The 20,078-nt window shown below is 68.5% G+C and carries 18 protein-coding genes and 1 pseudogene; 12 read left to right on the forward strand and 7 right to left on the reverse strand.

The genetic code is table 11. The features are described 5' to 3' along the window. The first annotated feature begins 187 nt into the window (after positions 1 to 187). From ACIHCL_RS06165 to ACIHCL_RS06175, 3 genes are all read left to right on the forward strand, one after another. Positions 188 to 2,047, forward strand: coding sequence for a serine/threonine-protein kinase (locus tag ACIHCL_RS06165; protein ID WP_399857445.1), 1,860 nt, complete (start codon positions 188 to 190; stop codon positions 2,045 to 2,047). A gap of 72 nt (positions 2,048 to 2,119) precedes the next feature. Then, entirely contained in the window at positions 2,120 to 3,319 is a 1,200-nt protein-coding gene (gene mqnC / locus ACIHCL_RS06170) for a cyclic dehypoxanthinyl futalosine synthase (protein WP_399857447.1), read from the forward strand. A gap of 58 nt (positions 3,320 to 3,377) precedes the next feature. Next, positions 3,378 to 4,043, forward strand: a complete 666-nt coding sequence (locus ACIHCL_RS06175; protein ID WP_399857449.1) for an imidazolonepropionase-like domain-containing protein — start codon at positions 3,378 to 3,380, stop codon at positions 4,041 to 4,043. A 243-nt stretch (positions 4,044 to 4,286) separates the two neighbouring features. Here the strand turns inward: ACIHCL_RS06175 and ACIHCL_RS06180 are convergent, their stop codons facing one another. Further along, entirely contained in the window at positions 4,287 to 4,673 is a 387-nt protein-coding gene (locus ACIHCL_RS06180; RefSeq protein ID WP_399857451.1) for a VOC family protein, read from the reverse strand. After that, entirely contained in the window at positions 4,670 to 4,963 is a 294-nt protein-coding gene (locus ACIHCL_RS06185; protein ID WP_399857452.1) for an ArsR/SmtB family transcription factor, read from the reverse strand. Before ACIHCL_RS06185 ends, ACIHCL_RS06180 begins: the two co-directional genes overlap by 4 nt. A 387-nt stretch (positions 4,964 to 5,350) precedes the next feature. Here ACIHCL_RS06185 and ACIHCL_RS06190 point away from each other — a divergent pair, with 387 nt between their 5' ends. Further along, positions 5,351 to 6,043, forward strand: coding sequence for a demethylmenaquinone methyltransferase (locus ACIHCL_RS06190; protein WP_399857454.1), 693 nt, complete (start codon positions 5,351 to 5,353; stop codon positions 6,041 to 6,043). Between the two features lie 437 nt (positions 6,044 to 6,480). On the opposite strand, the gene ACIHCL_RS06195 is transcribed toward ACIHCL_RS06190, so the two are convergent. Then, a complete protein-coding gene (locus tag ACIHCL_RS06195) occupies positions 6,481 to 6,990 on the reverse strand; it encodes a GNAT family N-acetyltransferase (RefSeq protein ID WP_399857456.1) in 510 nt (169 codons plus the stop codon). A gap of 97 nt (positions 6,991 to 7,087) precedes the next feature. On the opposite strand from ACIHCL_RS06195, the gene ACIHCL_RS06200 reads away from it, so the two are divergent. The 4 genes from ACIHCL_RS06200 to ACIHCL_RS06215 all read left to right on the forward strand — a co-directional run bounded on the left by ACIHCL_RS06200 (position 7,088) and on the right by ACIHCL_RS06215 (position 11,859). Further along, positions 7,088 to 8,371: a geranylgeranyl reductase family protein gene (locus ACIHCL_RS06200; protein ID WP_399857458.1), complete on the forward strand. Its 1,284-nt coding sequence runs from the start codon at positions 7,088 to 7,090 to the stop codon at positions 8,369 to 8,371. Between the two features lie 546 nt (positions 8,372 to 8,917). After that, positions 8,918 to 9,364 carry an amino acid ABC transporter permease gene (locus ACIHCL_RS06205; RefSeq protein WP_399857460.1) on the forward strand — a complete coding sequence of 149 codons (447 nt, stop codon included), beginning with the start codon at positions 8,918 to 8,920 and terminating at the stop codon, positions 9,362 to 9,364. 3 nt (positions 9,365 to 9,367) lie between these two features. Continuing rightward, positions 9,368 to 11,308, forward strand: coding sequence for an alpha/beta hydrolase (locus tag ACIHCL_RS06210; protein ID WP_399857462.1), 1,941 nt, complete (start codon positions 9,368 to 9,370; stop codon positions 11,306 to 11,308). 89 nt (positions 11,309 to 11,397) lie between these two features. Beyond that, a complete protein-coding gene (locus ACIHCL_RS06215; RefSeq protein WP_399857464.1) occupies positions 11,398 to 11,859 on the forward strand; it encodes a hypothetical protein in 462 nt (153 codons plus the stop codon). A gap of 281 nt (positions 11,860 to 12,140) precedes the next feature. Here the strand turns inward: ACIHCL_RS06215 and ACIHCL_RS06220 are convergent, their stop codons facing one another. From ACIHCL_RS06220 to ACIHCL_RS06235, 4 genes are all read right to left on the reverse strand, one after another. Next, a complete protein-coding gene (locus ACIHCL_RS06220; protein ID WP_399857466.1) occupies positions 12,141 to 13,421 on the reverse strand; it encodes an MraY family glycosyltransferase in 1,281 nt (426 codons plus the stop codon). A 443-nt stretch (positions 13,422 to 13,864) separates the two neighbouring features. Then, on the reverse strand, positions 13,865 to 14,065 hold the full coding sequence (locus tag ACIHCL_RS06225; RefSeq protein ID WP_399857468.1) for a DUF397 domain-containing protein: 201 nt from the start codon (positions 14,063 to 14,065) through the stop codon (positions 13,865 to 13,867). An 11-nt stretch (positions 14,066 to 14,076) separates the two neighbouring features. Next, on the reverse strand, positions 14,077 to 14,931 hold the full coding sequence (locus ACIHCL_RS06230) for a helix-turn-helix domain-containing protein (protein ID WP_399857470.1): 855 nt from the start codon (positions 14,929 to 14,931) through the stop codon (positions 14,077 to 14,079). Positions 14,932 to 15,339: 408 nt separating this feature from the next. Continuing rightward, complete coding sequence (locus ACIHCL_RS06235) at positions 15,340 to 16,212, reverse strand: C40 family peptidase (protein WP_399857472.1); 873 nt, start codon at positions 16,210 to 16,212, stop codon at positions 15,340 to 15,342. 861 nt (positions 16,213 to 17,073) lie between these two features. Here ACIHCL_RS06235 and ACIHCL_RS06240 point away from each other — a divergent pair. The 4 genes and pseudogenes from ACIHCL_RS06240 (at position 17,074) to ACIHCL_RS06255 (ending at position 20,050) form a co-directional block, all read left to right on the forward strand. Further along, on the forward strand, positions 17,074 to 17,433 hold the full coding sequence (locus ACIHCL_RS06240) for an NADH-quinone oxidoreductase subunit A (protein ID WP_018490714.1): 360 nt from the start codon (positions 17,074 to 17,076) through the stop codon (positions 17,431 to 17,433). Between the two features lie 18 nt (positions 17,434 to 17,451). Beyond that, a complete protein-coding gene (locus tag ACIHCL_RS06245) occupies positions 17,452 to 18,006 on the forward strand; it encodes a NuoB/complex I 20 kDa subunit family protein (protein ID WP_399857475.1) in 555 nt (184 codons plus the stop codon). Continuing rightward, a pseudogene (locus ACIHCL_RS06250) lies at positions 17,952 to 18,728 on the forward strand (NADH-quinone oxidoreductase subunit C); the annotation flags it as partial. The gene ACIHCL_RS06245 and the pseudogene ACIHCL_RS06250, both read left to right, overlap by 55 nt. Continuing rightward, entirely contained in the window at positions 18,728 to 20,050 is a 1,323-nt protein-coding gene (locus ACIHCL_RS06255; protein ID WP_399857477.1) for an NADH-quinone oxidoreductase subunit D, read from the forward strand. The pseudogene ACIHCL_RS06250 and the gene ACIHCL_RS06255, both read left to right, overlap by 1 nt. Positions 20,051 to 20,078 lie beyond the last annotated feature (28 nt).

Genomic DNA, 20,078 nt, shown 5'->3' on the forward strand with positions numbered 1-20,078 from the left:
GACGCAGTCCCGGTTGTGCGCCGTAATCGCTCGCGTGAACGACGCATTCACGCCTTTTGTTGTGTCGAATGCCGTTCTTCGTTCCCTTGGGAGCGAAATCGGCGGATGGTTTCCTCTGGGAAGCGATGACCTTCGCCGCCTAGGCTTCGACCGGAGATCCGGCCGGTACACAGGGGGAGTCACGCATATGCAGCCGCTGGAAGCCGGCGAACCGCTGACCATCGGCGCCTTCCGGTTGCTCGGCAGGCTCGGTGCGGGCGGCATGGGCCGGGTGTATCTCGGGCGCAGCGCGGGGGGCCGCACCGTCGCGGTCAAGGTCGTGCACCCCCACTTCGCCCTCGACGAGCAGTTCCGGGCCCGCTTCCGGCGGGAGGTCGACGCGGCCCGGCGGATCGGCGCCCAGTGGACGGCGCCGGTGCTGGACGCCGACCCGGATGCCCCGATCCCATGGGTCGCCACCGGCTACGTCGCCGGCCCACCGCTGTCCACCGCGATCGCCGAGCACGGGCTGCTGCCCGAACACGCGGTGCGGGCCCTGGGCGCCGGACTCGGGGAGGCGCTGGCCGTGGTCCACGGACTCGGGCTCGTCCACCGCGACGTCAAGCCGTCCAACGTCCTGCTCGCCCTCGACGGCCCCCGGCTGATCGACTTCGGGATCGCCCACGCCGTCGGCGCCACCTCCTCCCTCACCTCCACCGGGGTGTCCGTCGGCTCGCCCGGCTACATGGCTCCGGAACAGATCAGGGGCACGGACCTCTCGGGGGCGGCCGACGTCTTCTCGCTCGGCTCGGTGCTGGCGTACGCGGCGACCGGCAGCGCCCCCTTCCTGGGCGACTCGTCCGCCGTGCTGCTCTACAAGGTGGTGCACGAGGAGCCCGAGCTGGGGGAGTTGGAGGGCGAGCTGCGGGAGATCGTCGCCGGGTGCCTGGAGAAGTACCCGGAGGACCGGCCGACCCCCATGGAGCTGGCCCGCCGGCTGGCGCCGGGCGGGGCGGCGGGACTGGTGTCGGCGGGCTGGCTGCCCGGGCCGCTGGAGCGCCAGGTCAGCCGCGCGGCGGTCGCGCTGCTGGACCTGGAGCCGCAGGACGCGCCGGTGCAGTCGGGCCCGGTGCCGTTCAGCGCGGCGTCCTGGGGCTCGGTCGCCGCGGACGGCGGGCACGGCGCAGACGGTGGATACGGCGCGAATGGCGAGGGCGGGCACGGCGCGGGCAGCTTCGGAGGAGGTGGCGCGAACGGCGGTGGCGGGGCGTACGGTCCGCCGGCCGAACCGACCCCGCCCGCCCCGTTGGCGCCGTCGTACGACCCGGCCCGGCCGCTCCACTGGACCGCGACCGCCGCCGACGGCGAGCGGCACCAGGGTGCGGAGTTGCCGGGGCAGCGGACGCAGGACGCCCGGTTCTCCGTCACCGTCGGCGCGGACTTTGAACCGCCGTCCCGGCGCGACGGCCAGGACACTCGCCCCGGTCGGCGGCTCAGTTGCACCGTCGCCCTCGCCGTGGCGGGCGCGCTCGCCGCGGTCACGGTCGGCGGCGCGTACCTCTTCGACCTGTTGCCGGGCGGGGCCGGCCGGAACGCCGCCGAACAGGGAACGGGCGCCGCACCCACCGCGCGGCCCTCAAGCCCCTCCGCGTCGGACCCGGACCCGGCGCAGGGCGGCCCGGACCAGGTCGCCGAGGTGCCCAAGGCGTTCGTCGGCACCTGGCGCGGCCCGCTCACCGAGAAGACCACCGGGCAGCCGCACGGCACGCTCACCGCCGTGTTCACCGAGGGCGCGAAGGGAACGGACGTGGTCCGCATGACCACGGAGGTCACCGCCCTCGGACTGACCGTCCGCTGCAACAGCGTCGCCGCCCTCACCTCCGGCACCGACGAGGAGCTCACGCTCCACGAACGAGCCGACCCGGACCGCCCCGGCGACCGCACCTTCTGCACCACCACCGAGACCGACGTGCATTTCACGCGGAACGCGGACGGCACCCTCCGATTCCGGTCGGAGGAGAGGGTCGCCGGGCTCCCGTACGGCACGCTCACCCGGTCCGGCGGCTGACGCCGACGGGTGCTGGCGTACGCTGATCCGGTCCGTGGACCCGTTGAAAACCCGCCGAAAGGTGACAGCCCGGTGACCGAGAAGGCCGCTCTCCAGCCCATCCTCGACCGCGCCGCCGAGGGCGGCCGGATCACTCCGGAGGAGGCCCTCGACCTCTACCGGTCGGCGCCGCTGCACGCGCTGGGGGCTGCCGCCGACGCCGCGCGCCGCCGCCGTTACGCCGGTACGGAGCACATCGCGACGTACATCATCGAGCGCAACATCAACTACACCAACGTGTGCGTCACGGCCTGCCGGTTCTGCGCCTTCTACGCCGCGCCCAAGGACACCGCCAAGGGCTGGACCCGCGATCTGGACGACATCCTGCGCCGCTGCGCGGAGACCGTCGAGCTGGGCGGCACCCAGATCATGTTCCAGGGCGGGCACCACCCGGACTACGGCGTGGAGTACTACGAGAAGCACTTCTCCGCGATCAAGGAGGCGTTCCCGCAGCTGGTCATCCACTCGCTGGGCGCCTCCGAGGTCGAGCACATGGCCCGGATCTCCAAGGTCTCCGTCGAGGAGGCCATCCAGCGGATCCACGCGGCCGGGCTCGACTCCTTCGCCGGCGCGGGCGCCGAACTGCTGCCCGCCCGCCCGCGCAAGGCGATCGCCCCGCTCAAGGAGTCCGGCGAGCGCTGGCTGGAGATCATGGAGATCGCGCACCGCCTCGGCGTCGAGTCCACCTCCACCATGCTGATGGGCACCGGCGAGACCAATGCCGAGCGCATCGAGCATCTGCGGATGATCCGTGACGTGCAGGACCGGACGGGTGGCTTCCGCGCGTTCATCCCGTACACCTACCAGCCGGAGAACAATCACCTGAAGGGGCAGACACAGGCGACGCTCTTCGAGTACCTGCGGATGATCGCCATCGCCCGCATCTTTCTCGACAACGTCGCGCACATCCAGGGCTCCTGGCTGACCACCGGCAAGGAGGTTGGACAGCTGTCGCTGCACTACGGCGCCGACGACCTCGGCTCGATCATGCTGGAGGAGAACGTCGTCTCCTCGGCCGGAGCCAAGCACCGCTCCAACCGCCTGGAGATCATCGACCTGATCCGCAAGGCGGGCCGGGTGCCGGCGCAGCGCTCCACGACGTACGAGCACCTCGCTGTCCACGACGACCCGGCGAACGACCCGGTCGACGACCGCGTCGTCTCGCACATCTCGTCCACCGCGATCGAGGGCGGCACGGCGCACCCCGAGCTGACGCTCCTGAACGCCGACTGAGCCCGAAGACCGACGACTGACCAACGACAGTCCGACGACTGAGGCCGGAGAGACCGACGTGTTGACGGTGCACACCGCCGACGCGGTGCACGGGGCCGCGGACGCCGCGGCCGACTCCGTGGCCGTGGACGGCGCCGCGGTCGTGGCGATCGGCCCGTACGAGGAGCTGACCGCCGCCCATCCCGCGGCCCGGGTCCGTCGGTGGTCCGGGCTGATCACGCCGGGCCTGCTGAACGCGAGGGCACCGGCCCTGCTGGAGGCCGCCTACCACCCGGACCCGCGCGAGGCGGACGAACTCGGTACGGAACCGCTCACCGGAGCCGCGCTCACCGCGCTGGGCATGGACGAGACCCGCTGGGGCGCGAGTGCCCGGCGGGGACTGCAGCGCATGCTGCGGCACGGCACGACCGCCGTCCGGGGCCCGTTCGCCCGCCCCGCCGTGCGCACGGCCGTCGCCCGCTCGGGACTGCACGTCCACGCCCCGGCCCCGGCGGCGGGCCCGGTCGTCGCCGACCCGTTGTCCGCCGTGCCGGAACCGACCGGCCTCGACCCGCTGGCCTCCGTACCGGATCCGGCCGAGGCGTTCGCCGTGCCCCTGACCGTCGGCGGCCCCGCCGACCTGGCGGTGTTCGCCGTAGCGGACATGGCGGAGCTGGCCGCGGCGGGTGCCGGGAGTTGCGTGGCGACGGTGCTCGGCGGGCGCCTGGTCTTCCGCAGGGGTTGAGGGTGGCGGGGCGGCTTCCGCAGGGGTTGAGACCCAGCGCGGCTTCCGGCAGGAGCTGAGGGCCCGAGGTGGCTTTCCCAGGGGCTGAGAGCCCGGGGGGGAACGGGGCACCGGTGCCGGCGGACCCCAATGCTTCACACCACGTCGCACCACGCTGGACGACGTCGAACGACCTCTCGGGCCACGTCGCACCGTCCGTGCGGCGCCGCCCGTGACCGGGCCTGGCACGGCCCGGCGGGCGCTCTACTCGCTGTGCACGATCTGGATCAGATTGCCGCAGGTGTCGTCGAAGACCGCAGTGGTGACCTGGCCCATCTCCAGCGGCTCCTGGGTGAAGCGCACCCCGAGCCCGCGCAGCCGGTCGAACTCCGCCCGCACGTCGTCCACGACGAAAGAGGTGGCCGGGATGCCGTCCTGGACCAGCGCCGTCTTGTACGGCCGCACCGCGGGATGGCCGGAGGGTTCGAGCAGCAGTTGGGTCCCGTCGGGATCTTCCGGCGAGACCACGGTCAGCCACCTGTCCTCGCCCACCGGGACATCGTGCTTCTTCACGAAGCCCAGCACATCGGTGTAGAAGCGCAGGGCCTTTTCCTGGTCGTCGACGAAGACGCTGGACAGGTGGATCTTCATGGGGTGTTCTCCGGTGCGTCGGGCCTGAGCCATCGGGTCGCGATCCGCTCAAGGGGCTCGGTGTTCAGATCGTGGAACTTGTAGCGGCCCTGGCGCCGCGAAAGGACCAGACCCGCGGATTCGAGCACGGCCAGGTGCTGGCTGACCGCCTGGCGAGACAGCCCCAGACCGTGTTTGGTCACCAGTCGCGTGCATATCTCGAACAGGGTCTGGCCGTCCCGTTCCACCAACTCGTCAAGGATGCGCCGACGGGTCGGGTCGGCCAGGGCCTTGAAGACATCCTCCGCCATGACCCCCACCATAGGCAAGCAGCGACTTGCCTATCAAGTGGCTGCTCGGACGCCTCCCGAGCAAGGCGCTCCGGCGCTTTCGGAGCGAGGTGCTCCGGTGCATTCGAGGCGAGGTGCTCCGGTGCTTCCCGAGTGAAGGGAGACACCCCGCACCGCGCCTGCCGCATCCCGCCGGGCGCGCGACGCCCGGTAGCCCGCCCTCGCCGCGTTGCCGGAGTCACCCGCGTGCGTCCGGGATACGCGGATGATCCTCCGCCTCGCGATCGCACGCACCGGGCGCCGCGCGCCGCCCTACGGGCGAACGACGGTGTGCGCCGGACGCGAGCCGGACACGAGCCGGGCGCGACCGGCGCGAGGTGTCGCGGACCGGACTGCTTGAATGGACGGGTGATCCGAGCTTCCCTGGACAAGCAGCCGCACGAAGTCGCCACGATGTTCGACGACGTGGCGGCCAACTACGACCTCACCAACGACGTGCTGTCCCTCGGCCAGGCCCGGCTCTGGCGCAAGGAGGTCGCGAAGGCGGTCCACGCCCGGCCCGCGGAGAAGGTCCTGGACCTGGCGGCGGGCACGGCGACGTCCTCGCTGCCGTTCGCCGCGACGGGCGCCTACGTCGTGCCCTGCGACTTCTCCCTCGGCATGCTGCGGGAGGGGAAGAGGCGCCACTCCTGGCTGCCGTTCACCGCGGGCGACGCCACGAAGCTGCCGTTCCGCGACGAGACCTTCGATGCCGTGACGATCTCCTTCGGACTGCGCAACGTCCAGGACACGGACGCGGCGCTGCGCGAGCTGTACCGGGTGACGAAGCCGGGCGGCCGGGTGGTGATCTGCGAGTTCTCCCAGCCGACGTGGGCGCCGTTCCGCACGGTGTACACCGAGTACCTGATGCGCGCGCTGCCGCCGGTCGCGCGCGCGGTGTCCTCCAACCCGGACGCGTACGTGTACCTCGCCGAGTCCATCCGCGCCTGGCCCGACCAGCCGGGGCTCGCGGCGAAGCTCCAGCGGGCCGGCTGGTCGAAGGTCGCCTGGCGCGACCTCACCGGCGGTGTGGTGGCCCTGCACCGGGGCGTGCGCGCGTAGTCCTCCCGGCCGACGGGCCCCGCCTCCGTCCCCGGGCTCTCCAACCCCGGATTCTCCGCCTCCGGATCTTCCGGCCCGGGTCCTTCGGTGCGGACCGTCTCCGGGGACGGCCCTGATCCCCGGCCCTGGGGGCTTCCGTCCGGATGGCCCCGCGGAGCCGGGACCGCGTCTCGGGACGCCATCCGGACGGAACGTCACGAGGCCGGTCCCGTCCGGAATCGCCACGGCGCCGGTCCCGTCCGGAACGTCAGAGCGCCGACCGCATCCGGAACGTCACGGGGCCGAGGCCCGTCCGGAGCGTCACGGCGCCGGTCCCGCCCGGTACGTCGCCGGCGCTGAGGCCGGCCGCACCCCGGAGCGTCACGGCGCCCGGCTCCTGCCGGAGTGCGACGGGATCAGCTCCAGCCGGAGTTCACGAAGTCAGCTCCAGCCGGAGTTCATGGAGTCAGTTCCAGCCGGAAGCAGAGGCCCTGGCGTCCCGACCGCGGTCTGGTGAAGCCCTCCGCCCGCTCCATGCCCAGCCGTCGGGCCACGGCGATCGACCGCTCGTTGCATGAGTCGATCACCGCCACCACCCGGTCCACTCCGGCCGTGCGCAGCCGATCCAGCGTGAGGTGTGCGGCGGCAGTGGCGTACCCCCGGCCCCAGGCCGTACGCGCCAGCCGCCAGCCGATCTCGATCTCGCCCACCGGGCCGAACGAGGTGTGCGGCCAGGGCTGGGCGCCGGTGAAGCCCGCCACCCCGCCGTCCTCGCCGAGCAGCGTCCACAGGCAGTAGCCACGTTCGGCGTCGTGCCTGCGCTGTCGCGCGGTCAGTTCCTCGTAGACGGAGAGTTCGGCGGACGTGCCGCCGAAGAACTCCATCACCTCGGGGTCGTCGAAGACGTGGTGCCAGGCGAGCGCGTCCTCATCCGTGGGGACGCGCAACTGTATACGGGGAGCGGACATCGGGGAGCCCTTCAGGAGGCCGGATGGCGGACCCCCATAGACTGAACGGAACAGGTGCCGCGCGGCACGTGATTTCGAGCCTCCGGGAGATCCGACCGTGACCGAGCCTCTCTCCGAGCACAGTGCGGACGTGATCGTCGTCGGGGCAGGCCCGGCCGGTTCCACCACCGCGTACTACCTCGCCAAGGCCGGACTGGACGTCCTGTTGCTGGAGAAGACGGCCTTCCCCCGCGAGAAGGTCTGCGGCGACGGCCTCACCCCGCGAGCCACCAAGCAACTCGCCGCCATGGGCATCGACATCTCCGAAGAGGCCGGCTGGCTGCGCAACAAGGGCCTGCGCATCATCGGCGGCGGCGTCCGGCTCCAACTCGACTGGCCGGAGCTCGCCTCCTACCCGGACTACGGACTGGTCCGCAAGCGCGACGACTTCGACGAGCAACTGGCCCGGCAGGCGCAGAAGGCGGGCGCGCGGCTGTACGAGCGCTGCAATGTCGGCGCCCCGGTCATCGACGACCGCACCGGCCGCATCACCGGCGTCCACGCGAAGCTCGGCGAGGAGAAGACCCCGGTCACCTTCCGTGCCCCGCTGGTCGTCGCCGCGGACGGCAACTCCTCCCGGCTGTCGCTCGCCATGGGCCTGCACCGGCGCGAGGACCGCCCGATGGGCGTGGCCGTGCGCACGTACTTCACCTCGCCCCGTCACGACGACGACTACCTGGAGTCCTGGCTGGAGCTGTGGGACCGGCGCGGCCCCCAGGACCGGCTGCTGCCCGGCTATGGCTGGGTCTTCGGCATGGGTGACGGTACGTCCAACGTGGGTCTCGGCATCCTCAACTCCTCTTCCGCGTTCCGGGAGCTGGACTGGCGGGAGGTCCTCAAGGCGTGGTGCGCCTCCATGCCGGAGGACTGGGGATTCACCCCGGAGAACATGACGGGTCCGATCCGCGGTGCCGCCCTGCCGATGGCGTTCAACCGCCAGCCGCACTACACCCGGGGCCTGCTGCTCGTCGGTGATTCGGGCGGCATGGTCAACCCGTTCAACGGCGAGGGCATCGCGTACGCCATGGAGTCGGGGCAGATCGCCGCGGACGTCATCGTCCAGGCCCACGCCCGCACCACCCCGGCCCAGCGCGAACTGGCGCTCACCAACTACCCGAAGGTGCTCAAGGAGACCTACGGCGGCTACTACACGCTGGGCCGCGCCTTCGTGAAGCTGATCGGAAACCCGAAGGTGATGAAGGTCGCGACCCAGCGCGGTCTGACGCACCCGCTGCTGATGAAGTTCACCCTCAAGATGCTCGCCAACCTGACCGAGCCGACGGGCGGCGACGCGATGGACCGGATCATCAACGGCCTCTCCAAGGTCGCCCCGAGGGCCTGATGATTCTGACCGGTCGGCTCGCGCTTCGCTGACCCTGATGTACGTATGCCTACGGAGCAACGGCCGTTGCTCCGTAGGCATGTTGCTCTGAGGGCGCCCTATGCCCGAAGTTGCGTCGGGCTGTGCCCCATCAGGTCGTGCACGGACCGGCCCATCCGCGGGCACTCCGGTGGCGGTGCGTGGGCACGGGCTGCCCCGCTGCTCGGCGCCGTCGCAGGGCCCATCCGCAGAGCGCACCAGCTACATCCGGCCAACTTCCCTATTCACCGTTCACCCCGCAGGCCCCGCATTGGCCGGCAGGCCGGTACGGCAGCGACGCACGCAACCTATGGCAACGGCTCTGAGGCATGTGTTCCGAGTTGCCGATGAGCCGGGCTCGACGCCGGAGCGGGTAGGTACGGAAACTCAGCGCGGATCCAAGTGATCGTACGGACATGGCGCAGCGCACCCGGTCCGTAACGTCTGTATCGGTAACCTCAGCGAGCACACAGAGGCAACCAGGATGCTCACCCGGGCGATGCCTGGGGCCACGGGGAGGGCACGCGCATGGCGTGGGACGAGTGGGAGCATCTGAAGGCGCAGGCCGTCGGGCGGTACACCGCCGCTGTGCAGATCAACAACGTGCAGGGGGAAGGCGGCGGCGTCGAGCCTTCCGGCGGCGGGGGCGATACCGGCACGCTCAAGCACAAGGGAGGTCCATGGGCGAAGGCAGCCGGTACCGCAGATGATCTCCAGACCAGCACGATCACTGCGAAGGTTGAGCTGCGTAGTGCCCACGACGGCACGGGTAGCAGTCTGACCGGACTGTCCAGCCTCGGCACACTCAAGTCGGTTCTTGCCTCGTGGGACAAACGACTCGGGTGTGTCCGTGAAGAATGCAGTTCTCTGGAGCCGAAACTGCGGCAGGTGGCCGTGGACCTCGGCGAAGTGGATGCCCAGGTCCGCGACAAGGTCAAGGCGGTTACGGTGCCGGGCACGAGGAGGGGCGAGTAGGAGATGGCAACTACTATCGGGCTGACCTGGCAACAGCTCCGCTCCCTCAAGCTATCGGAGATCACTGTTGCCGCCGACGGCTGGGGTGCTGCTTCCAGGTTCGCCGATGCTGCACGCGAACGCGTCGACGGTGACATGAGTGGCAGACTCACCAAGACCCAGGACAGTGAGGCTGCCCGAGCAGCTGTCAAACGGCTGAAGCGACTGAGCGAGAACTACCACTACATCCATACCGAGGCCGGTTTCATCCGAGGCACTCTCGATGCGCTCGCCAGCGAACTCGGCGCCCCACAGCGGCGATTACGCGATGCTTTGGACGACGCCGCTTCCTTGGGCTACGAAGTCAACGAAAACGGCAGCATCGATTATCCGGCCGGCGGCAAGAACAAGATCAGCGGCGAGACGATGCCCGGCGGCTCTGTAATGGGCAACAATGGCCTGATCGGTCCTGGTAACTCAGCTATGTACCGCGACGGCAAGGGTAATTACGACCTTACTCAGGGCCCGAATGCGCCTGTTCTGAATAGCCCCAATCCGCACCGCGCCAAGGCCCAGGACATTGCTGACCGCATCGCCCATGCCCTGTGCGAGGCGCGCGAAATTGATGAGCGGTACTGCACCGCGCTCGGCAAGCTCAAGGCTGCACCCGGTCTAACGGTCGACGACAAGACGTGGGGAGATGTGGCCTCGGACGCCGAGGCGGTGAGCCAAGCTGCATACAGCTACCTGGAGAAGCAGCTTCCGCTCGACAAGCCGCCTTCGGACCGCAAGGAGTGGTGGGACAACCTCAGCGAGGAGCAGCGCGAGGAGTACGTCTCTGCCTTTCCGGAGCTGATCGGAAATTTGGATGGAATCCCGGCGCTGGTGCGTGACGAGGCGAATCGGGAAAATCTCTGCATGCTTATCGGGAAACTCGAAGGGGAACAAGATGGTGCTTCCCAGGACATGCTGGGTGGCCTGAAGAAGATTCAGGAGAAGCTAGAGAAAGGCAGCGAACCACCGATGTATTTGCTGGGCATCGGCGACAAGGGGAACGGACGCGCGGTCATCGCCTACGGTAATCCCGACACCGCCGACAACGTCTCGGCGTACGTTCCCGGGCTCGCCACCAAGCTGGACGAGGAGTTCGCCGACGGAACCGTCAACCGTGCGCTGCAAACAGCCCTCGGTGCGCAAGAAGTCGATAAGTCCAGCAAGACCTCGTCGATCGTCTGGCTCGGCTACGACGCGCCCCAGTTGACACCGGAGGACCTGGCAAGCGGCAGGAGTGTGATGTTCACCAACGATGCCAGGGCCGGAGCGCCTGACTACAACGCATTCATGGAGGGGATCTCCGCGACGCACGAGGGCGGTGCCCCGCATGTCACCGCCATCGGGCACTCATACGGCTCCCTCACGGTCGGCCTCGCGGCTCAGGAGAAGGGGGGAATTCCCGGCGCCGACGACATCATCCTGGTGGGAAGCCCGGGCACTGGTGCGGACAACGCACAAGCCCTCAATATGGGTAAAGGTCACGTATTCGTAGGTGCAGCCGAGAACGACATCGTCACCAAACTCCCGAATCATGCAGAAGCATTGGGTATGGGTACGGGTGCGGTCGGAGGTGGCTCGGCGGGCTTCGTTCTCGGTGGCGGCATTGCCGGCCCTCCGGGGGCACTTTTTGGTGGTGCTGCCGGAGCCCTGGTCGGTGGCATTGGCGGATACATGGCCCAAGACGCCCAAACTGACCCGAGCGAGCGCTGGTTCGGCACCGACCCGGCAAGTAAAGACTTCGGGGCTACGCGATTCATGGTGGACGACGGAGCCACGATTATCGAGGATCGTGGAACGATGTCGGCGCATTCTAATTACTTCAACCCCGCGAAGGACCAGGTGTCAGCCGACAACATCGCCAAGATCGTGGTTGGCAGGTCCGACGAGATCACCTTGGAGAGGCCTCGATGAGGACTTCAGGAGCCGTGGCGCTTGCGGTTGGGGCATTGCTCCTGGCTGGATGCGGCTCATCGGGCAGCTCGACCGGGCAGGGGGAGAAGATGAACATGCAAGAGGCGGCCGTACGTGCCGACGAAATCCTTGACGGAACATTCGCTGCCATCAAGCCGGCGGTGCACTGGACGCACGGGCGGTCGACGGAAGGTAAATGCGATGTCCAGAGGCGGCGGGCGGTGATGACGATCATCTCCGAGGAGCGTCGAGGGAGTTTCCTCGGAGTGATCGAACGGTATTGGAAGAGTCAGGGGTACAAGAAACTCGCAGTGAATAATTCGAAGACTCCGGCCATGTACTACAGAACGTCCGATGAATTTAATGTGCGAGTGCTCATCGGAGGTAATGGGCAGGCGTTTTTTGAAGTTGCGACACCGTGCGTGAAGGCTTCCGAGGTTTCTCCACCGAAGGAAAAGTCAGTAGGTCCCGACTATGTCGGGAAGGAAATTCCCGATCCTGACGTCAGATCGGATTTCTGGTCTGCGAAGGGCCCAGAGCCGTCCGGGTGACCTTGGTGGAGGCGGGGTCTTGGGCTCCGCGTGTGACCTCCTTGCTGGTGCTTCCGTAGGAGCACCTCGCAGTCGGATTCGGTGCCGCCGTCATTATGTGCCGCTGGGTGACGAACACGCCGAATTGCTGCGGTCGCAGTGGCCCAGGCTGGGATCGCCGCTCGCCGCGTGATGGCGACGGACACCCGCAGCACCTCCCGCCCCCGTCCGTCCGCGCCTCGTCCTGGTTTCGGCGTGTGGTGCCGTGACGGCCGGAACCGTCGAAAGGCGCCTCCGCGGTCTCACCCGAGCACCCGGCTTTCTTGGCGGGATTCCGGGTCCTGGGCGCCCGTTTCCACGCCCCGGTCGGTGTCGGCATCGGCGTCCCTGGAAGCCAGGTGCGTGCGGCCCCGCCGGTACCAGTGGGGCGTGAGCGAGCGCAGCCGTCCGGTGAGGGCGATCTCGTAACGCGGCTGGAGCAGCAGGAAGAGGCCCAGCGCGCAGACGCCTGTGATGCCGTACAGGATCCACGACTTGGCGCCCCGGGCGGAGAAGGCCACGATCCCGAACGAGAACAACGCCGACCAGAAGTACATGAGCAGCACGGCCCGCCGGTGCGAGTGGCCGAGCTGGAGCAGCCGGTGGTGGAGGTGGCCCTTGTCGGCGGCGAACGGCGACTTCCCGTTCCAGGTACGCCGGATGACCGCGAGCACGAGGTCGGCGATGGGCAGCGCGATGACGGACAGGGGCAGCAGCAGCGGGATGTAGATCGGCACCATCGCCGCGGAACCGGCCGTGCCGTCGAGGGGCTGGTTGAAGATGCTCGGGTCGACGTCGCCCGTGACCGAGACCGCACATCCGGCGATCAGCAGCCCCATCAGCATGGAGCCCGAGTCGCCCATGAAGACGCGGGCCGGGTGCGAGTTGTGGACCAGAAACCCGAGGCACATGCCCACGAGGATCGCGGAGACCAGCGTGGTGGAGGCGGCCGCCTCGATGCCGTAGCCGTACCAGAGCCGGTACGCGTACAGGAAGAACGCCGTCGCCGCGATGCCGACCGTCCCGGCGGCCAGCCCGTCGAGCCCGTCGACGAAGTTGACCGCGTTGATGGTGATCAGGACCAGGCCCACGGTCAGCAGGGTGCCCTGCCAGTCGGAGAAGTAGATCCCGTCCGTGCCCGGCACCGGAAGCCAGAGGATCGTCAGCCCCTGGAACACCATCACCCCGGCGGCGAGCACCTGCCCGCCCAGCTTGACCAGCGAATCCAGCTCCCATTTGTCGTCGAGGACCCCCAGCAGCCAGATCAGCGCGGCACCGGACAGCAGCGCCCGGGGCGTCGAGCTCTGGGTGAAGATCTCTTCGAGGTGCGGCAGGTGCGAGGCCACCAGATAGCCCGTCAGAAGCCCGCCGAACATGGCGATCCCACCCAGGCGCGGCGTGGGTTCGCGGTGGACGTCGCGCGCCCGGATCTCCGGCATCGCCCCGATCGAGATGGCGAACTTCCGGACCGGCCCGGTCAGCAGATGGGTCACCGCCGCCGTGATGAACAGCATGAGCAAGTAATCCCGCACGGGCAGCCCCACATCCCGGCCCGACGGGCCGATTCCTGAACAGCTCTTTCCGGTTCCGCTTCTCCGGGCTGCTGCTCAGGGTGGGACGGGCCGATCGGCGAGTCCGACGCGGTGTCGGCACTGGATCCTGGCTCCGCGGATCCCGGTCGAGGCCCTTCGCTGCGCCCCGCCGAGCCTAACCCATGCGTGTTCCGGAACTGCGGGGTGCCGGGCGGGTTCGCGCTGGTGGCGGGCCGGTTCGGCGGGCCGGCGGGGCGAAGTGGGGGAGTGGTCCGGAAATGCCGCGGGGGCGAGGGCCACGAGCGCGAGCGAGCGGAGGCGGCATTCGTGTGGGGACCATGAGCCGGATCGGCGTAACCATGCTCCGGAGCATGATTGTCTCTGGCGTATGAGCACAAGGACCCCTGCCCGGAAGAAGCCGGGGCAGGGGCCCTGCGCGTGACCGCCGGTGCGTGCTAATGAACGAAGTGGTCGTACTCGCCCGCCTTGACGCCTTGGATGAATGCGGCGAACGTGTCGCGGCTCGTCCGAGTGATCACGCGCGGGTCATCGCTCTCGCGCAACAGAATCTCCTCGGCGCGCCGTGCGACCTCAACACACTGTTCCCCACCACCGCCGGAGAACGACGATTTCTGCCAGCTGATCTCAGTGTCCATGTCGCGGATTATCACAGGTCGCGAGCGATGTGGTGAATGAAGCTCCGTGACTCGTCGGGGTCGAGGCTGACCTGTTCCGCAAAGTCGAGTTGCATGCGGTATCGGTGCAGGTCGGCAACGGAGTTCAGGAATACGCCCCCGAACGGGGCGTCGATGTGGACGGTGTCCAATTGCGGGGTCACTCCGCCCGCGTACAGCACGGTCTGTGTCGCCTCGACGAACTGCTCACCGGCGAAAGGAATCACGCGCACGGTCACCCCGGGACGTTCCGTCTCCTCCAGGAGACGCTCCAACTGGGCACGTGCGACCTTGCGCCCGCCTATTCTCATGCGCAGTCCGGCCTCGTGGAGGACGACGTCGAACTTTGGCGGATTCTCGCGGTCCAGCACGGCCTGCCTGCGCATCCGGTGCTCGACCCGCGCCTCCACCTCCTCCTCGGGCAGCTTGGGCAGGATGCCTTCGAAGAGGGCCCGGGCGTACTCCGGGATCTGGAGCAGTCCGGGTGCCATCACGGGCTGGAGACAACGCATATAGCGTGCGTGGTGCTCCAACTCCGCGATGTTCAGGAATCCGGGTGCCAGTACACCGCGGTATTCGTCCCACCAGAACTGGCCCCGGTGCTCCCGCGATATGGCGCACAGCGCATCGATCAACGCGGAATCGTCGCATGAGTAGAAACTCGACAGGCGGCGGATCCGCTCTTCGCTGACGCCGATGCGACCCGCTTCAATATGGCTGATCTTCGCCTGATCGGTGGAGATCAGCCCGGCGGCCTCGCGCGCGGTCATGCCGGCCTGCTCGCGCAGCTTTCTCAACTCGCAGCCCAGCCGGACCTGTCGTGCTGTGGGATTGTCCCTCGGGGGCATGTCACCTTCCTCTGATCGCCCACAGTCTCGCGCGGTGCGGACGGTCCGGTCCACCCGCTGGTGTGAAGCGTTGACGGCAATCTTGCTCCGGGGTACCCATGTGCCCTCATGGGCGCTTTCAACGGTGCCCGGCGGTCGTCATGGCGTGAAGTGCAGCCCAGGGAAGGCGAGTTGGATGCCGCGCCACAGGTCCGGTGTCACGTCCGATGCCACAGCAGGAGCCATGGGCGGGGTCTGGGACTCCGTGTCGCGGGAGCGCTGCTCGGTGAGGACCTGTGCCTCGGGTGCCGCGTTCCGGGAAGAGCGAAGGGCCGTCGCCCCCGAGCAAGGAGGGGGGCGACGGCCCTTCGCGGCTCCGCGCGCTTGTGAATCAGTGAACGCGCATCGCGGGACGAGTGCCGACGGGTGTCAGAGAACGCGCACCGCGCCCGACGGCGGGTCGTAGGAGAGGGAACGCTGCACCACACCGGTGCTGGAGTTCTGCGCGCCGACGAACTGGCCGCCGCCGACGTACACCGCGACGTGGTACGCGCTGCCCGCGCCGCCCCAGTACAGGATGTCGCCGGGCTGAAGGTTGCTCAGGGAGACCTGGGTGCCCGCGGTGGACTGGGCCTGCGAGACGCGCGGCAGGTCGACGCCCACCGAACGGAACGCGGCCTGGACCAGCCCGGAGCAGTCCCACGAGTTGGGGCCGGTGCCACCCGACACGTACGCGTCGCCGACCTGGGCCTTCACGAAGGAGATCACGGACGCGGCGGAGCCGGTCGCGCTCGACGACTGCGAGGCGGAAGAGGGGGCGGACGAGGAGGAGGACGAGGACGTGGTGGCGACGGTGGTGCTCGCGGGGGAACCGGAGGTCGTCGCGCTGAGCGTCGTACGGGCCTGGGTGCGCGAGGCACGCAGCGCGGCCTCGGCCTCGGCCTTCTTCCTGGCCTCGGCCTCCGCCTTCTTCTTGGCCTCGGCCTTGCGGACCGCCTCGGCCTTGGCCTTCTTGGCGGCCTTGGCGGCGCTGGCCGCGGCGGCTTCCTCCTGCGCCTGCGTCCGCAGGTCCTGGGCGACCTGCTCGGTCGCCTGGGCGGAGGCGGCGACGGCGGTGGACAGGCCGTCGGTGAGGGTGGGCATCTCGATCGTCCGGGTCACCGGCTCGGCCTGGGCCGGCCCGGCTGCGCCGGCGACCGCGATGGTGCTGAGGACGCCACCGGCAACTCCGGCGCGTAGCGCCGTCTTCGGTGCGCTTCGGCGAGGCTTCCGGTGGCTGGGTATGTGAGCGGTGTGGGACATGTGCACTAGCGCTATCAGGGCGTCGGGGCTCCCATCAAGAAACGTGTGTTGCGACACAGTTACGTTCGGAATCTCTGAATCCGCTTCCTGATGAGCCTTATTGACGCCGTAACGGGCAAAACGGACATGCATGATCACCGCTGTGATCACGGACTTTCGCCAATACGTCCGAATTGCCCGTCACTTACCATCCGTTGGCACTGTTGGCCAAGCCCGCTTTTCCCGGAAGTGTGGGTGAGTGGTGCAGGTCACATCCTGATCGCCGGGTGCGGGGGTGCGCGTGATGGGGTGCGGGCCGCTCGCGCGCGCCGGCCTCCCGGGCGGTCGTGCGGATCGCCCGTACGGGCGGTTGCGCCGACGGGTGCACGGTGGTGCGCGCGAGCGGTTCGGGGTTCGCCGGAGGGCTCTGGGTGGAGGGGGTATTGGCACCCAGAAGATCGTGAATGTGTGCACACGTCCACTTCGCTCGACGCGACCCCCCTCGCGCGGGTGAGTCCGGAGTGAGACGGATGCGCATATCATGCACTGCCGTCCATTGCCAATTTGCGTGTAGAGGCGTTCCATTGTTAATGGAACGAGGCTTTGACCAGCGACGACAGCACCAGATGTCACATCTCGTAACAGCTCTGCCGCTTTGAGTGAAAAGATCGGCTCTCATCCGGCTTCATGATCGTTCGCTGGGTGGTGAAGATCACAAACTCCGTCCACTACCCCGTGTCGCAGATCACAGGATGGCGGGCATAGGATGCGGGGCAGTCGGGCTTGTGAACTGCCTCACATGTACACGATCTTGGTGGGGCGGCGAGCCGAAAACGTCCGATGCGGTCCAACGGTCAAGGACGACTGGAAGGAGCGAGGAGCGTGAATGCCTACGCACCCATCCTCGTGCTCGGCGCCCTTGGGGCAGGGTTTGCGATCTTCTCCGTGGTCATGGCCACGCTTATCGGCCCCAGGCGGTACAACCGGGCGAAGCTCGAAGCGTATGAGTGCGGGATCGAACCCACCCCCACTCCGGCCGGAGGCGGCCGCTTCCCCATCAAGTACTACCTGACGGCGATGCTCTTCATCGTCTTCGACATCGAGATCGTCTTCCTCTATCCCTGGGCGGTCAGCTTCGACGCGCTGGGGATCTTCGGGCTCGTGGAGATGCTGCTCTTCGTGCTCACCGTCTTCGTCGCCTATGCGTACGTGTGGCGTCGCGGCGGCCTGGAATGGGACTGAGGGGCTGAGGGGCACACCATGGGACTCGAAGAGAAGCTGCCCAGCGGCTTCATGCTGACCACCGTCGAGCAGGCCGCGGGCTGGGTGCGGAAGGCCTCCGTCTTCCCCGCCACGTTCGGCCTCGCCTGCTGCGCCATCGAGATGATGACGACCGGCGCGGGACGCTACGACCTGGCCCGTTTCGGGATGGAGGTCTTCCGCGGATCGCCGCGGCAGGCGGACCTGATGATCGTGGCGGGACGTGTCAGTCAGAAGATGGCGCCCGTCCTGCGGCAGGTCTACGACCAGATGCCCAACCCCAAGTGGGTGATCTCCATGGGGGTTTGCGCCTCGTCGGGCGGAATGTTCAATAATTACGCCATTGTTCAAGGTGTTGATCACATTGTGCCGGTTGACATCTATTTGCCTGGCTGCCCGCCGCGGCCCGAGATGCTGATGGACGCGATCCTCAAGCTCCACCAGAAGATCCAGGGCACCAAGCTCGGGGTCAACGCGCAGGAGGCCGCCCGCGAGGCGGAGGACGCGGCGCTCAAGGAACTGCCCCTGATCGAGATGAAGGGGCTGCTGCGATGAGCGAGAACCACGGCCGCGAGCAGCACGACGGCAACGGCGTCCCCGCCCCGCGCGACGAGAACGGCGAGGTCGTCGGCGTGCGCAGGGGCATGTTCGGCGCGAACAACGGCGGCGACACCTCGGGCTACGGCGGCCTCGTCCGCACCGTGGCCATGCCCGGGGCCTCGTCCCGCCCCTACGGCGGCTGGTTCGACGAGGTCGCCGACGAACTCGAAGGCGCCCTGGAGGAACAGGACCTGCTCCCGGCCAACGCCATCGAGAAGACCGTCGTCGACCGCGGTGAACTCACCTTCCACATCGCCCGCGAACACCTCGTCCGGGTGGCCCGCACCCTGCGCGACGACCCGGCGCTCCGCTTCGAGCTCTGCACCGGCGTGAGCGGCGTCCACTTCCTCGGTGACAAGGGCCGCGAACTGCACGCCGTCTACCACCTGCGCTCGATCACCCACGGCCGGCTGATCCGCCTGGAGGTGTCCGCGCCGGACAGCGACCCGCACATCCCGTCGCTCGTCGAGGTCTACCCGACCAACGACTGGCACGAGCGCGAGGCGTACGACTTCTTCGGGCTCGTCTTCGACGGGCACCCCGCCCTCACCCGGATCATGATGCCGGACGACTGGCAGGGCCATCCGCAGCGCAAGGACTATCCGCTCGGCGGTATCGCCGTCGAGTACAAGGGCGCCCAGATCCCGGCTCCGGACCAGCGGAGGTCGTACTCCTGATGTCTACTCCCCGCGCAACGCCCCGCGCCACGACCGAGGGGGCCGTGTACACGGTCACCGGCGGCGACTGGGACGAGGTCGCCCAGTCCGCGGTCAAGTCCGACGACGAGCGCCTCATCGTCAACATGGGGCCCCAGCACCCGTCCACGCACGGGGTGCTGCGGCTGATCCTGGAGATCGACGGCGAGACCGTCACCGAGGCCCGCTGCGGCATCGGCTACCTCCACACCGGCATCGAGAAGAACCTCGAATACCGGACCTGGATCCAGGGCACCACGTTCGTGACGCGCATGGACTACCTGACGCCGTTCTTCAACGAGGCGGCGTACTCCCTCGGCGTCGAGAAGCTCCTCGGTATCGAGGACCAGGTGCCCGACCGGGCCACCGTTCTGCGCGTCCTGCTGATGGAGCTCAACCGGATCTCCTCGCACATGGTGTGCATCGCCACCGGCGGCATGGAGCTCGGCGCCACCACGATCATGATCTACGGGTTCCGCGACCGCGAACTCGTCCTCGACCTCTTCGAGCTGATCACCGGCCTGCGCATGAACCACGCGTTCATCCGGCCCGGCGGACTCGCCCAGGACCTGCCGCCCGGCGCGATCGACCAGCTCCGCGAGTTCGTGAAGACCATGAAGAAGAACCTGCCGGAGTACGACAAGCTCGCCACCGGCAACCCCATCTTCAAGGCCCGCATGCAGGACGTCGGCTACCTCGACCTGACCGGCTGCATGGCGCTCGGCGCCACCGGGCCGATCCTGCGCTCCGCCGGGCTCCCGCACGACCTGCGCAAGACGGACCCGTACTGCGGATACGAGACGTACGAGTTCGACGTCCCCACCGCCGACAGCTGCGACGCCTACGGCCGCTTCCTCATCCGTCTGGAGGAGATGCGCCAGTCGCTGCGGATCATCGAGCAGTGCATCGACCGGCTCGAACCCGGCCCGGTCATGGTCGCCGACAAGAAGATCGCCTGGCCCGCGCAGCTCGCCCTCGGCCCCGACGGGCTCGGCAACTCGCTCGACCACATCAAGAAGATCATGGGCACCTCCATGGAGGCCCTGATCCACCACTTCAAGCTGGTGACCGAGGGGTTCCGGGTGCCCGCCGGACAGGTGTACACCGCCGTCGAATCCCCCAAGGGCGAACTCGGCGTGCACGTCGTCTCCGACGGCGGCACCCGCCCCTACCGGGTCCACTTCCGCGACCCGTCCTTCACCAACCTCCAGGCCATGGCGGCGATGTGCGAAGGCGGCCAGGTCGCCGACGTCATCGTCGCCGTCGCGTCCATCGACCCCGTGATGGGAGGCGTCGACCGGTGACCGAAGCACGACAGGAAGTCAGTCTGGG

It is taken from the genome of Streptomyces sp. NPDC052042 (assembly GCF_044548345.1).
Lineage (GTDB): Bacteria > Actinomycetota > Actinomycetes > Streptomycetales > Streptomycetaceae > Streptomyces.